At 59.0% G+C, this 13,848-nt stretch carries 11 protein-coding genes; 3 read left to right on the top strand and 8 right to left on the bottom strand.

Going from position 1 to position 13,848, the window contains the following annotated elements; all coding sequences use genetic code 11:
• Positions 1-16: 16 nt before the first annotated feature.
• The 8 genes from AWB78_RS34250 to AWB78_RS34215 form a co-directional block, all read right to left on the bottom strand.
• Positions 17-736: a glycosyltransferase family 2 protein gene (locus AWB78_RS34250; RefSeq protein WP_232477991.1), complete on the bottom strand. Its 720-nt coding sequence runs from the start codon at positions 734-736 to the stop codon at positions 17-19.
• 109 nt (positions 737-845) lie between these two features.
• Entirely contained in the window at positions 846-1,202 is a 357-nt protein-coding gene (locus tag AWB78_RS34245; protein WP_062611060.1) for an EamA family transporter, read from the bottom strand.
• On the bottom strand, positions 1,199-2,035 hold the full coding sequence (locus tag AWB78_RS34240) for a sugar phosphate isomerase/epimerase family protein (protein ID WP_062611059.1): 837 nt from the start codon (positions 2,033-2,035) through the stop codon (positions 1,199-1,201). Before AWB78_RS34240 ends, AWB78_RS34245 begins: the two co-directional genes overlap by 4 nt.
• The gene (locus tag AWB78_RS34235; RefSeq protein ID WP_062611058.1) at positions 2,032-2,826 is read right to left on the bottom strand and encodes an NAD-dependent epimerase/dehydratase family protein; all 795 of its coding nucleotides are present in this window, start codon (positions 2,824-2,826) and stop codon (positions 2,032-2,034) included. Before AWB78_RS34235 ends, AWB78_RS34240 begins: the two co-directional genes overlap by 4 nt.
• An 8-nt stretch (positions 2,827-2,834) precedes the next feature.
• On the bottom strand, positions 2,835-3,989 hold the full coding sequence (locus AWB78_RS34230) for an NAD(P)/FAD-dependent oxidoreductase (RefSeq protein WP_062611057.1): 1,155 nt from the start codon (positions 3,987-3,989) through the stop codon (positions 2,835-2,837).
• Entirely contained in the window at positions 3,989-5,014 is a 1,026-nt protein-coding gene (locus AWB78_RS34225; RefSeq protein WP_062611056.1) for a glycosyltransferase family 2 protein, read from the bottom strand. The genes AWB78_RS34230 and AWB78_RS34225 overlap by 1 nt, the downstream gene beginning before the upstream one ends.
• A 102-nt stretch (positions 5,015-5,116) precedes the next feature.
• Positions 5,117-6,160, bottom strand: a complete 1,044-nt coding sequence (locus AWB78_RS34220; RefSeq protein ID WP_062611055.1) for a hypothetical protein — start codon at positions 6,158-6,160, stop codon at positions 5,117-5,119.
• Between the two features lie 21 nt (positions 6,161-6,181).
• A complete protein-coding gene (locus AWB78_RS34215) occupies positions 6,182-6,532 on the bottom strand; it encodes a hypothetical protein (RefSeq protein ID WP_157697707.1) in 351 nt (116 codons plus the stop codon).
• 2,260 nt (positions 6,533-8,792) lie between these two features.
• Here AWB78_RS34215 and AWB78_RS34205 point away from each other — a divergent pair.
• The 3 genes from AWB78_RS34205 to AWB78_RS34195 form a co-directional block, all read left to right on the top strand.
• A complete protein-coding gene (locus AWB78_RS34205) occupies positions 8,793-10,085 on the top strand; it encodes an integrase domain-containing protein (RefSeq protein WP_198399412.1) in 1,293 nt (430 codons plus the stop codon).
• Between the two features lie 2,708 nt (positions 10,086-12,793).
• Positions 12,794-13,273 carry a hypothetical protein gene (locus AWB78_RS34200; RefSeq protein ID WP_157697706.1) on the top strand — a complete coding sequence of 160 codons (480 nt, stop codon included), beginning with the start codon at positions 12,794-12,796 and terminating at the stop codon, positions 13,271-13,273.
• A 36-nt stretch (positions 13,274-13,309) separates the two neighbouring features.
• Positions 13,310-13,848 (top strand): transposase (locus tag AWB78_RS34195; RefSeq protein WP_198399248.1); only part of this gene is annotated, 539 nt, incomplete at its 3' end.

Below are 13,848 nucleotides of genomic sequence, written 5' to 3'. Positions count from 1 at the left end.
CGTTTCAATGTGTTCTTCAGGCGTTGTAGGCGCCAAAGCACGCCTTCAAGAGCATCTTGAGCACGCCGATGTTGCCTCTCACTGCACTGATCTTCGTGGGGACTTCCCCTTTCGGATAGCGTCGCGTCGTCGGCAGCTCTACGCAGCGATAGCCCAGCTTGGGCGCGCGATATGACAGATAAACGAGCAACTCGTAGCTCATGAACACATCGCGGAAGATCGCCAGTTTCGGGTCGAGCAGCATGCGGCGGCTGTAACCGCGAAAACCTTGTGTCGTGTCGGTCCACGCGAACCCCGAAAACAGACTCAACATCGGCGCGTGTATGAAGCGTATGGCGAAGTCGCGCGATTTCGGCGTATTTTCCGCAATGCCGCCAGCGAGAAAGCGCGAGGCCTGCACGAAGTCGATGCCGTTTTTCAGCGCATCGATAAAGCGCGGAATCGCTTCTGGATCGTCCTTGTCGTTTCCGTCGATGGTGACGATATGTTCGTAGCCTTGATCGAGGGCGAACGCGTATGCGCAACGCAATTGCGCGCTCAATTTGCCCGGCGCTGTCTTGAGCAGCAGTCCGCGCACGCCGTGCTCGCGAAGGAAGTCCTCAGCCAGCGAGCCGTCCGTGCTGCCGCCGTCGACGAGGATGATATCGGCGCGCGAGGCTATGTTCAGATCGCGCATCCGGGACAACAGATTGCGAATGCGATCGCCCTCGTTGATGACCGGGATTATGACGGACACTTCGCTTTGCCGTCCTTGCCAAAACAACGTTTCGAAACTCGGAACCTGCCAGCGGGCGCGGTCATCGCCCAAAGGCGCAGTGGATGAGGTATTCATATTCTTGAAAATATCAGGCTACGCGCATGGTTAGCAGGATCACGCCCGTCAGGATGAAGCCGATTCCTGCGCCCGTCGTCCAGTGAAAAGGCTCGCGGAAAATGAGCACGGAACTCAGCGCGACAGTGGCTATCGCGCCAGAAGTCAGCACCGGATGCGCGACATTCAGCGGCAGTCGCGCCAGCGCTGCGGCGTAGAGCAGGAACGCGGCGCCGTACAGCGCGAGACCTAGCCAGAACGGCCAGTTCATCAGGGCGGCCATCGGGTCGGACGGCGAAGGAAACTTGCGCGGCGCGAGCATGGCGAGCTTGACCAGAACGCTGGCCGCCGCGTTGGAGCCAATGCCCAACGCGAGAATGATCCATTTCATTTCGCCGCTCCGGCTCCCGCTTCACCGTAAAAGGAAAGCGTCTTGCGCAAAGCGCGCTCGATGGACACGTGATGTGGCTCGTCCTTGGTCGCGACCATCTCGATGGTGACGACATGGCTCGGCAATGTCTCACGGATGCTTCGCGCGATCGCTGCGTGGTCGCAGCCGCCGTCGCCAATGGGCACCAAGCCCGGCTCACTGGCATGAACGTGTCCGATGAAAGGCGCACAGGCGCGCAACGTGGCAATCGCGTCTTCGCCGTTGATCGTCATCGCGCCCGCATCGAGCTGCATCTTGATGGCGGGGTGAGCGACCTCTTTGACGATGCTCAGCGTTTCTTGGCTCGTCGTCATGAAGTTGGCGCCGTAGCAAGGCGGATTCGGTTCGAGGCAGAGAATTACTCCGTGACGGCTAGCGCTTTCGCCTAGCTGCCGGAAGAACGGCACGGCGATTTCCAGTGCTTCGTCATCCGAGAGTTCGCCGCGATCGCGGTTCTTCGGCGAGCCGAACACGAGCCGGGTCGCGCCGACGCCTTCGCCGATACGGCACACCGCTTCCAATTGCGCCAGCATGGCTTCGCGGCTTGCGGGCGAGCCGAACAGGTTGAGGCCGGTAGTGCCGAACAGAAGCGACTGCATGCCTGTGATCTCGGCGCCGCGCTCGTGCCACCATCCCTTGACGCGCGCCATGTCTTCGGCCGTAGCGGCGGCAGGCTGCGGGAAGTACTTGCCCGGTGCGATATCGATTGCATCGACCCCATGACGTGCGAGCAGCGCGGCGATTGTATCGTCTTCCGATACGTCCCACGCAATATTCGAGATGGCGATTCTCATGAGGCGCTTCCAGTCGCCGCCTTCGCGTGCAGCGGTTCTGACTGCGCATAGGCACGCACCGCCTGGACCGTTTCGCGCGCGCTGTATTGGTAGTCGCCGCGCACACCGAAGAACGGCGCGTGCCGGGTGCGCATGTCGTACCGGGCGGCAGTTCCGCCTTGATGCTGCGAGAACGGCCGTCCGAATCCCTGCGACGAGATTTCGCCGACGCTGATCGGCTCCGCCGTGAGATGAACGAGCCGCAGTCCGGCGTTGCGCGCGATGGCGATATCGTAGGCCAGATTCACCATGGGATAGAACTGGAATACACCGCGACTGTCGATGACTCTGACGTTGTTGTCGTTGAGGAAATCGAAGATCACGTTCTTGCGAAGGCCCGGGCCGACGAGTCCGGGCAGCCGCACGATCAAATGCTCCGCGAAGTGCGATTCGACGAACCGCTCCAGATGGCGACGGTTCTTGCCATAAGCATGCAGATCGTCTTCGTCGGCACTTGAATCTTCGTCGACGCCGACCGGATTCTTGAATACGTCGACCGTACTGATGAGCGTGAAGTGGCGGCAGCGGATTGTTCGCAAGTGTGCAATAAGGCCGTCGATGTTGCGCAGGTCGGCCTCCGGATCGCGATTGGCGATCCATTTCTGCGCGGGCACGCCAGCGCATACGACGTCGTCGAAAGATTGGCCGTCGATCTCACCGATATTGGTAGACCGGTAGAGCGACTCGAAAGTGCCCTGTTTAAGCAACGTCTGTCCGACGAAGCCGGAGAATCCAATGAGCGCGTTGGTCATGGTGCGTGTCACGAGCAAGTGGTTTGAACGGGTGCTGTGGCGAACGACTCGGCGTCCAGCTTTTCGAGTACATCGTAAATGTTGTCGATCTTTCCGCCGAGAACCGAATAGCAGCCGGGAAGATCGGCGTGTTTTTCGAAGAGAATGGGGCGACCGTCGTCCACCTCGTTCTTGCCGAGCACGGTCTTGACTTCGAACAGCGATTCTACGTACTTCGCGTCGCGGACCGCCGGCATGTAGCGCGCGACGTCACGAATCATCCTGTCAACGCGGGACTCGCGCGGATAGTCCGCGAGACGCGCGTACGGATCGACGCCAGGGGCGTCGTCCCAGTGCAGATGCGGCGTGTAACGCACGTGCGACAGCGTGTGCAGTTCGCGCGACGGGAACGGCATCATCGAGAAGAACGGACCGTCCATGACGGTCACGCCGATATCCACGAGCTTCGGCGGCGCCTGCACGAGCGCCATCTCGGTGATTTCCTGCTTGAGCCGCGTGCGCGTACCCGGAAATTCGCCGGTGAACTGATTCAGTCCGCTGTACGTGCAGTTGAAGACGTAGTGCGCCGTGAGCGTCGCGGCGTCGCCGCTCGCGTCGCGCACGGCGACATTCAGGCCCCTGTCGCCGGTGCGCGTGATGGATTCGGCGCGCGTGTTCAACCGGACGTCGACCGCGGCTTCGAACAATTCGCGGCGCGCCCAGCAGGCGAGTTCGCGCGAGTCGAACGCGTATTCCTGGACGACGAACACGTTTTCGATCAGCCGCGGCTCGAACAGTGCCTTCAGCGACGCATCTGCCGGTTCCAGCCGCGCGCCGGTTTCGCGGCAAAAACGCTGGAACTGTTTCGCGGTGACTTTCGAATTGCGGCGCGCGATCGCGTACAGCTTCACGAAATCCGCCTTGACGGCCTGCGGCCAGTCGCGCACGAACTTCGGCAGATTGACGCGGCTACGGTACGCCGTGGTGAAGCTGCGCGGATAGTGATAGCCGTTATGGACGCGCGCCTGATTGTTATAAGACGCGCGTTGCAGCAGGTCGTGGCCCCGTTCGACGAGACAGATGCGCCGGAGCCCGCGTTGCCGCGCCAGATAGACGGCGATGGCCGAACCGTAGAAGCCGCCGCCGATGATGACCGCATCCAGCGGCTGCGAAGCGTTCGCCATCAGGAGATTCGGGCCGCGCTAGGGTTCGGCCGATGCTCGGGCGCAAGCGACACGTCCTCGATATTCAGCTTTTCGCGCCGCGTCATCCGCGCGCTCGTGAATTCCTGGCCGACGTGATAAAGCGGCCCGTCGGTCGAGAGGCTCGCCATGTGCAGGATGTATTCGGCCAGCACGAGCAGCACGAGCGACAGCAGGAAGAACATGCCCGACTGTTGCAGCGACAGGCTGACCCAACCCTCCGCGACATGCGGCTTGAACAGCGCGATGAACACCACATAGACCGAATAGAGCAGGTTCGCGCCGGCGCCGAACAGTGACAGCGTGGTGACCAGACGCATGGGCGCGCGCGTCGTGGAGACGAGCAGGCGCACTCCCCGGTCGATGCTTTCGCCGAGCCGCTTGGTGCCATGTGTCTTCGGTGGCGAGCTGTATTGCAGCGTCTGGCGCGAGAAACCGCCGGTGATCGGCAGATGCCGGTACGTGATGGCCGGCTGCGGATGCTGCAGGATGAAGTTAACGATTCGCTTGCTGATGACGCGGAACTGCGGCGCATCGCTTGCAAGACTCGCCCCGCTGAAATAGCGGTAGAGCAGGTTGAAGGCGCCGTGCGCGAATCGGTACGGCGCGCTTTGAGCGGGCTTGCGCTGATTGTTCGCGAGCACGATGTCGATGCCGCCGGTGGCCTTCTCCAGCATGACTGTGAGTATGGATATGTCATCGAGCATAGGATCGAGCACCGCGACGAAATCCCCGAGACCGTTCTCGAGGCCGGCCCAGAACGCGGTGTCCGCATCGACTTCCTTGGTCAGCGCATACACCTGAAGATTCGGCTGCCCCGATTCGGCGGTGAGCTGGCGCAGCACGGCGACGCTGTCGTCTTCGGAGGCGTTGTCGACAATGATTAGTTCATAGTCGCTAACTAGGCCGCTGACCGTTTTCGCGACTTCGTCGACAATTGCGCCCAGTTCTGGGCCGCGATTGCGGACTAGCAAGACCACCGAGAGCAAAATGGGGAAGGGCACCATTTTTCGACCAATATTCGCAAAAGAGCGTATTGTAAGCGACGCGTGTTCGCCGGGCCACCGAAGCGTGGCGGAGGCTTGCGCGAGCGCGGACGGCCCGGCGCGTCACGGACGCAGAACGACGTCAGGCGAGCCATGGCGCACGATCAGGATCTGCCTGAAGCGGGGAATATCGTCGAACACGGTCTCCTGGTTCACCAAGACGGTCGCGCAAGCGTTTGCCGCACGCGCCGCGTCGACGAGCGGCGCCTTCTCAGCATTCTCGAACAGCGAGCGGCCGAACGCGATTTCGGTATAACCGCGCACGGGGCCGTCGCTGCCGAGAAGCGCGCATCGCAGGTCGACCCGCGCCGCAGCCTGCGCGACGAGCGCCCGATTTCGCACGTTGATCGCGCTCCAGTCGCTGAATTGCGCGTTGTCCCCGTGATACGCCTGCACGTTCTGCCAAGCGGCCGCTACGGCGATGAGCAGCCAGACGGCCGCGAGCGAACGGCGGCCGGCGGCGCGAAGCGACGTCCAGACGAAGGCCAGACAGAGGCCCAGCGGCACGGCGAACTTCAGCGGGTCGAACGAGTACTTGACCGCGTGCGGCATGAGCAGCACGTGTTCGGCGAGCGGCACGGCGGACAGCGCGAGCACGACGAGCGCCATGCGCACGCCGGGTGCGGCCGCCGGCGCGCGCTGCGAACCGGTCGGATCGAGCGCCTGAAGCGCGGCGAAAGCGATGAAACCGCCCGCCAGCGCCAGCGGCATGAACGCACCGAACGATGTCGCGTAGCCTCTGAACAGATCGGTAGACGACACCAGATCCTGAAAACTGCGCACCTTGATGCGCGCGAGCATCACCTTTGCAACATCGAGCATACCGAGCGATAACGCGAAGTGCGCGACGATCAAGGCACCGGCGAGCGCCGTGGCGAGCGCATGCCGGCCGAACTCCGGGCGCACGCGGCGCGCGCACAGCAGATATACGACGAACAGCGCATTGACGACGAAGCTCGTCCACTCGACGAACCCGCTGAGGAACGACATTGCACACGGCGCGACGAGCAGTTTGCGTCGAGGTTCGCCGTCGGCCCGGAGCACGTTGAACATGGCGAGCAGTTGCGCGATCAGCAGCGGTTCTTCGAGTGACTGATTCCAGTACACAAGACCAAACGAGAGTAAACCCTACCGCGAAAACAGCAGAACCGAGGCGGCGAGCGTCCCGGCGATGGCGGCGCCCGTCGCATCAACGCCGCTTGCAATCGCGACGCGGCAGGTCAGCCGAGATAGCAGTAGCGCGGCGATCAGGCCGAGCATGCAGTTGGACGCGACCATCGACGCGAGCGTCGGCGGCAGGCCCGTCAGCTGAAGCTGCGTCCTGGCCAGCAGTGCCGGAACGAAGAAGCCGGCGGGCGGAAACGACGCATAGATGTAGTCGCCGTACTTGTTCGGCACGGTCGCGCCCCACGCGGTGTGCTTGTCGCGCGGATTCGCGAGCGTCACGAGCGGCAGCAGCCTGCTTTCTGCGAGGGGCACTTCGGTCCACGCCGTTACGGTCATCAGCGAGTGATACGCGGCGTCGAGATTTCGGTGCCGGTTTCCTGACGGAAGTCATGCCAGCGAAGGCCGAGCGACAGAATGAAGAGCACGATAACCGCAACAATGGCGCCTCGGCCCGTGACAGATACGGCTGGCAGGCGTCCAGCCTGAGTTTGCATGGTCACAATACGCGTTTTGATGTGATTTTTTGGTAAACGTGAGATTTTACGTTACCTGTGCGCGCGACTGCCTCGGACCGCGGCCTTCGCCGCATTGTCTGTGCGCCAATAGACGCAATCGCCCTCCGGGCAATCGCGTCTAGCAACTGGCGCGGTCGCGCATGTCGCATGGCTTGCGTCGACCAGAGCTTGTCGGGGGGAATGGTGGTCCATACTGTCGCGCGCGACTCTCCACTCCCGGCATCAAAAACTTGAAGGACGCAGTCGGCCAGGCCTTCAGCTTCTAAAGGTACGTTTCGTACGCCTCGAAACTGCCCAGCATCGTCAGGTCTGCCGCGGTCGCGGCGATACCGCGCTCGCTCTATTTAGTCGACTGGCCGGCGTCCTCGAACGACGTGCGGTCCACCCGCAATCGGTTACGGCCGCGGGTACAATCTGGCCATTGAATGCACCTCGAGCCGCAACTATCTTGTCCTGGACCCCTGCATCGACTTTGAAGCAAGGCGCTCACCGAGGCCATCGCCTTCGCAGGCAACAGTTCCGCTGCCGCCGCTACCCCACGGGTTTCACACTGTTCATCTGCAACTTGCTACCAAACCCCTGATAATAGCGTTCCAGGAACGCTTGGCCAGATAGGAAATGCCCGACGTCATCGGCGGTGAAAATATCGTCTGAATCCGCTCGTCGCCGGGGCTGCTATATGCTTTTTCGCACTGAAGTGCTGAAAAGCTCGGCGGTTTCGGTCCGCGCTGCTTCTTGCACTTCAAAGGCAATGATCTCACCCAGCAGTCGCACGATGTCACGCGCGTGGCCTAAGTACGTCTGTGAGCGTGCTGCATCATCCCGGCGATGCGGCTGGCAAGGGATGGACGCACATCTAGCTCTCTATTGCACCGGCGTCGAATTTCTCCTCCGCATTCGCTTAAACCAACCGGCCTTTACGATCCTCAGTGCAGTTCGAGTTTTTTCGAACGAACCTTCTTGACGCCGGATACAACGAGCTCTCAATCGAGGCTCATCATGCCCTCGAGATACTGCGCTTCCGCTGATTAACAGAGATCCGTTTGACCGGTTGCTAATCGCTCAGGCGATCTCCGAAGGCATTGTGCTCCTGACGCACGATGATAGCGTGCGGCAGTACCATTCTCCCCCAGTGCAATTCTTATAGTCGCTTCGACTAACGCAGGCAGGATAGTAGAAGCCGTCACCCGATCAGGTTTCAACCGGCGTTGACACAATGCTTGAGCACCGCCGCTATAAAGGGCACCAATCGGCATCGGCGCGAATTCGGACCGCCGTTGAAGTCAGTGAGCATGAGACCGCCGATCGTTAAGATGAAGAACGACGTTTCGACCCGCTTTGCGCTGCTGCTGAGCTGCTTTGTATGGGCATTGAAAGACGAATGTCGAAAGGCACATCGAAATCGCGAGCTTTCCGTCAAAACTCGTGCTAGGAAGGGCCTATTATCGTAATCACCTATCCGCGTCATCGACGCATCGAACTGAGTGCATCGCACTCCATTTGCATCAAGCCTCGCGCTCGACGAGCGCAATCTCACTGAACGGCAGCGACGCTGCCCATTGAGCGGGCCGTGTCATGTCGGAGACTGAGTTCACCAAGAACCGCATGAACGCTAGCCTTTCCTGCGAAACGCAGAACCTCATCGACTGAGGACAACCTCGCACGGACAGTGCGAACGTCAACATTGCTTTCGTCTCCGGCAAGTAGCCAAGCCTGACTCACGGGGTCCCAGATCGAGGCGATCGTGATGAGCAAGCTCTCGAGACGGGAAATCACTTGCACCACGGGTGCGGATTTCTTCATCCCTTTCTGTCGGCCCGCGCAGCCGAGAACAAAATGCGCAACAAGAATTGCTTGGCTCGACAGGCTTGTGCCTGCGGTCAAGTAGCCGTGCTTCGGATTCGTCCGTCGCAAGGATCATCGGGCCGCAGTGCTTCCCTGCGCCGGGTGAATCGAAAATCTGATCTCTAAGATCCCGGACAGCAAAGCGTGCAGTATTCCAACCACCCCGGGACGTTCTTCTGATAGGTAAGAACGTCGCTTTTCATGCGACAGCTGTGAAAATCCAACTCAACTTTTCGACACTGTTGGACAACGCCGGGCTGCCACAGCGGCTCACGAAAGAACTCACCGAACTCTTTCAACATCACCTATCCAAAGCACACAGCAAGACCCGCGTGACTTCGAACGCGATTTCCATCAAGACCCAGACGTACCGCGTGCGACATCTCATCGCCGGCTTTCGCGAACTCAGAAAGGGTGGCTTCGCGCTTCAGTCGCCGTGGAACCTCTCGGAAAAGCACATCGCCTATCTCGTTAAGCTTTGGGTCACCGAGAAGGAGCAGGCGCCGGGCACCGTCGAAAACAAGCTCACCTACTGGCGCACACTCGCCGCCTGGATGAAAAAGCATCAACTCGTGGGAACCGTCGATGACTACATCAAGCGGCCCGACGGATATCGCCGCTACTATGTGGCTCAGGAAGATAAATCGTGGGAAGCGGCCAACGTCGACGTCAACGACGTGATCTCGCGGCTTTGCGAACGCGACCGCTGGGTCGCAATTCAGGTCGAATTGCAGGCGACCTTTGGGCTGCGCGCGCAGGAAAGCATGCTCCTGCGTCCACTGCAGTGTCTGCGTGTTTCAGGGCACCTCCATGTGATTGACGGCACCAAGGGAGGCAGGCCTCGGCTTGTACCCATCGATGCCGAATGGCAGTACGAAGTCCTTATCCGTGCAGCCAGGCTCGCCAATCCACGCACCGGGTCGATGATCCCCGAGCCTTGGTCGCTCAAGAAATGGTATCGCCATTTCTATCATGTTTTGCAGAAGGAGGGCATCAGCCGCGCCGGATTAGGCGTCACCGTACATGGCCTGCGCCACGCGTACCTTCAAAGGATGTACGAGCAAATCACCGGCGTGCCGGCGCCCATCAAGCGGGCCGACCACCGGCCCGACCCGGAACTTCATCAAAAGGCCATGCAACAGTTAGTCGAAGCCGCAGGACATAGTCTTGCAGGGAAGGCAACGGCGTATATCTCAACGTTTGCCACGGCGGAGCGCCTATCGCGACCCGTGATCACGCCCGACCAGGTGATCGCCGCCCTAGAAGCTGCCAACGGCGTCAAATCTGAAGCTGCGAAGAACTTGAAAATATCGAGGCAAGCGCTTTATCGCATCCTCGCCAAGTGCGGGCCTTCGCAAGTCGCTTCATCGGCGGATTCCCCTGCTGTGAATCCACGACCAATCGAAGCGTTTCATGACGACCCGTTTGCGAACGAACCTGCTAACACATCCTGTGACAATCCGGTGCCCGGGCAGTTGTCGTTGCTTGACGATCGGCCTCGCTAACACGGATCTAGCGACAATGATCTCGGCTGCATGATTACTGAGCAGAGCGTCGACCGAGTTTGGTCGGCGCCTCGCAGCAGGTGCAGTCATTGCCTGTACGGCGGTCTCTTCCTTATGCGAGCGCTCACGCGGGCGAGACGCGCGTTCGATCCGCAGAAGTCCGAGTGACATGATTGACCGCACCGCTTTCCCAAAACTCGCCAAGGCACGATTCGTTTCATTGAACTTCTCTGCGCTGCGTAAGTTAGCGCGTAGAACGGCCCCGTGACTGAATGAAGGTGCCGCTTCTTGTTGTTTTCGCCCCGGCCTGTCCGCAGTATTGGCGCGCGCGCCCTTAGATGGGAACCCGACGATCGATTGCCGGAACTGGCCACGCCGAACAACGACGATTGCATGCTTGGCTTGAATAGCGGCGGCGCCGACCTGCGCCTCGCGCGTTGTTGTATCGACGACTATCTGACTGGCGGCGACAACGATCTTCGATGTCGAGCATGCGTGACGTAGAAACCCTCGTTCTCCTCAACTCGGCGACCAACGCTCTCCGGATAGCGCTTGTATCGCAGATGACTGCGCTTTTGTCCCAGCTTTTCCTCGTACGTCGTTCAGAAGCCTCGCCAAGAGGCTCCGCACGGTCCGATTGTTACCGGGACAACCTCCGCCCCCCGATGCAACTCTTCCTCGCTCGATTGATGCGTCGTCGCGCCGAGTGCCGAATATGGCCCTCCGACCTGACTAGAATGACGACTAGCGACTCGTCGTTGCCGAGCCGAGGCCGCGGACAGCGCAGCTACGGCTTGGTCTTGACAGTGCGTTCAGGGTGTTCGCGGTAAGACAGCTTGGGATTTTTTGAAAGACGCGGATGTGTCGCGTGCGTTGATCGAGTATCAGCGCCTCCACAGGCGACGTCGCGAAGATTTTTCGGGCTAGGAAATTCATGAGACTTATCGGGCGAAGAGCGCTAGGAAATATCATGATATTTTCTGAAAGCGCCGCTATATCTAGGCAAGTGATTGATCTAAATGGGAAAGAAATTTTTAAGGGGGGTGTATCAAAATCCCGCCTTTTCGAATTTTGTTACACCCGACGCCACCCTGGGTCGTCCACCTTCCGAGTGGCCGTCTGATTACTACACGGTGAGCGGGTAGTCGCAGCGAAAAGCGACATGTTTTCATGCCTCTTTTCGCGGATTGACCTATATCATGATATTTCCTAGCCAGCCGTCTTGGGGCGAGGCACAGTGCCGAAAAGCGCACCGTACAAGGACGCACCGAACCAGCCCGCCTTTTAATCAAAAAAAGGACGCTTGCGCTGTTTCAAGGGTGACCCTTCCAAAGGGCTGCCATACGTCTTTTAGAATGCAATCGTTGGCCGCGCTGTCCACGGCCCCCGGCTCATATGTCGAGGAAAATTCGAGTAGGGTCATTTTCGAGACGACCACGAGGCTCGCGGGCTCACGCGCGAAACTGACTAGATTTACGACAACGCATGGCCTTTTCAGCAGGTGGCTTGTTCTCGAGCGCTTATACCCACCCGACGGCAGCGCTTTAGATGGGCGATTTGCCGATATGCTTGTCTGGGCGCTCATATAGGGTACGTTTTCTTGCTCGGCACTGCAGTTATGAGCCGTCGCCCGCGGGAACCATCGTAAGCATCGCAATTGCTCGCGGGAGTTCGATCGAACTGCCCTCAACGCAAACGCGTGCTGCACTTGGACGCCGGAAGCCTTGGCGCTTGGCTAATAGAACGCGCTCCTAAGATCGAAGCAGTCGCGCAAAAAGGCGTCGGCCAAACTTAGCACCTTAAAAATAAGGGGCGCGGCTTGGGCTCATTGAGCGCCGCGCGTGGCACCGCTGATTGGCTTCGACAAAGACGTATCAAATTCCGCATCATTCCGACCTCTCAATGCCGCTCGCTACAGTGCCGTCAACTGGTCATTCCTTGATGTCAATGAAATCAACGCACGTCTTCGAAAGGGATGCCTGGATTGGGCTCATGCCGTCGAACGAGCGGAACTCGACGCGCATCGGGCGTGAGAGGTATGGCGCGTGTGATTCGCTTCCATGCAATTGCGCATGCTTCATCGTGCGCCTTTCATGGCGCGTTACCCACGTCGTGCCGCTGTAACAGCGGCTTGTTCAGCCCCGACTCCTTGCGCATGCGAGAAATGGGCAGGTGAACGCACGAAAACGCTTTCGCAATAACAGGCGATTAATCTCGTGAAATCAATGATTTGCGCCCGGGCGGTACCAGCGAAAAGTGGGCATATCATGATGAAGTCCTCCTGTCTTGACAGATGCTTGACTTGAGAGGATGGGAATGCAGCGAAGAAAAGCGGAGGGGTTGTGACGGCGGATCAGCGAGCGAATGATAATCCGCCATTGGCAGCTCAATCCCATGGGCATTGAGTGTCTTTAGACAGGCGGTTGAACGTACACGAAGTTTTGATTGTGCGCAAGCCATTCTCTAAATTCGTCGACATTCAAAATCGCGAATGTATGCGTCGACGTTCCCGTCCGTACGTAATTGATGTATCCAAAACGCGACACTTCCTTGCTGGCTGTAAGCCAAGTGAGACACAAAGAGTGGAAAGAGGATGTTTTTCGTATCTCTTTCCGCAGGTACATATGAACTTTTCTCGTGGCGTTGCTTTATATTTCTTATTCGCGCTCGAAATATGCCAACATCTTAGCGTTACAAAAGGAGACCCGATGAAAAGAAAAAGACCTTATCGTCTGATAAGCCGTCGCAGTTGCTTACGCCTTGCTCAGCGATACTGGGAAGGGCTCAACGAAGGTAAATGGAAAACGCAACTTGGCGCATTGAGTACGTTGGGCGTTAGCCAAGGTGACTTGTCGTTAGCATTGCAACTGCATGAGTTGCCCGTTGAGATTCTTGACCTATTTGAAGACCATGTGGACATCAGTAGCCACACTGTTCGAGTGATCCGCCATACGATCATTCATGAGGGGCTCAAGACCGTGCTCGGCCGTGTTCAGCAAAGCGGCGCGTCTAATGCGAAGCACTCTAACAAGGCAGTATTGAAGATCGTCAAAGGCGAAGCACTGAAATCCAAGAAAATGCTACGCTGGTCGGGACAGGACCCCATAAAGATCGCGGCCCGCGCGCTTGATCTGCCTAAAAACATCTCCGACCGATATCACCTAGGAGCGTGCGCGGCAGAAATCTGATGTCATCCGGCCGAGCGGAGAAGACGTTGTTAGCAGATGCCAACAAGTTATCTCCCATACGAGCCGCAGCAGCAGATGTTGCTGCCCCACGCGCTGCAAGACTGGCTGCCGGAAGGGCACCTGGCTTATTACATCAGCGACACGGTGGATTCGCTCGACCTGTCAAGCTTCCATGCGCGGTATGCGGGCGGCGGCCCGCGCAATCAACCCTTTCATCCGGCGATGATGGTGAAGGTGCTCGTCTACGGCTATGCGACCGGGGTGTTTTCGTCGCGCAAGCTGGCCAGGAAGCTGCATGAAGATATCGCGTTCCGGGTCCTCGCCGCGGGCAACTATCCGGCGCATCGCACGCTTTGCGACTTTCGCGCCTTTCACTTGAAGGAACTGTCGGAGCTGTTTGTGCAAGTGGTGAAGCTGGCCAAGGAATGCGGACTGGTCAAGCTCGGGACGATTGCCGTTGACGGCACGAAGATCAAGGCCAATGCGTCGCGTCATAAGGCGATGAGTTACGAGCGGATGAAGAAAGCCGAGCTGGAACTCAAAGAACAGATCGATGCGCTGCTGGCCAAGGCGAA

Origin of the sequence: Caballeronia calidae, assembly GCF_900044055.2 — a bacterium.
Lineage (GTDB): Bacteria > Pseudomonadota > Gammaproteobacteria > Burkholderiales > Burkholderiaceae > Caballeronia > Caballeronia calidae.
Note: the sequence above shows the minus strand (reverse complement) of the source record. Positions and strands in the feature narration are given on the sequence as shown.

Excerpts from the sequence above, each read along its gene's own strand:
- AWB78_RS34245 (WP_062611060.1), bottom strand. The coding sequence starts at position 1,202 with ATGAAATGGATCATTCTCGCGTTGGGCATTGGCTCCAACGCGGCGGCC.
- AWB78_RS34240 (WP_062611059.1), bottom strand. The coding sequence starts at position 2,035 with ATGAGAATCGCCATCTCGAATATTGCGTGGGACGTATCGGAAGACGAT.
- AWB78_RS34235 (WP_062611058.1), bottom strand. The coding sequence starts at position 2,826 with ATGACCAACGCGCTCATTGGATTCTCCGGCTTCGTCGGACAGACGTTG.
- AWB78_RS34230 (WP_062611057.1), bottom strand. The coding sequence starts at position 3,989 with ATGGCGAACGCTTCGCAGCCGCTGGATGCGGTCATCATCGGCGGCGGC.
- AWB78_RS34225 (WP_062611056.1), bottom strand. The coding sequence starts at position 5,014 with ATGGTGCCCTTCCCCATTTTGCTCTCGGTGGTCTTGCTAGTCCGCAAT.
- AWB78_RS34200 (WP_157697706.1), top strand. The coding sequence starts at position 12,794 with ATGAAAAGAAAAAGACCTTATCGTCTGATAAGCCGTCGCAGTTGCTTA.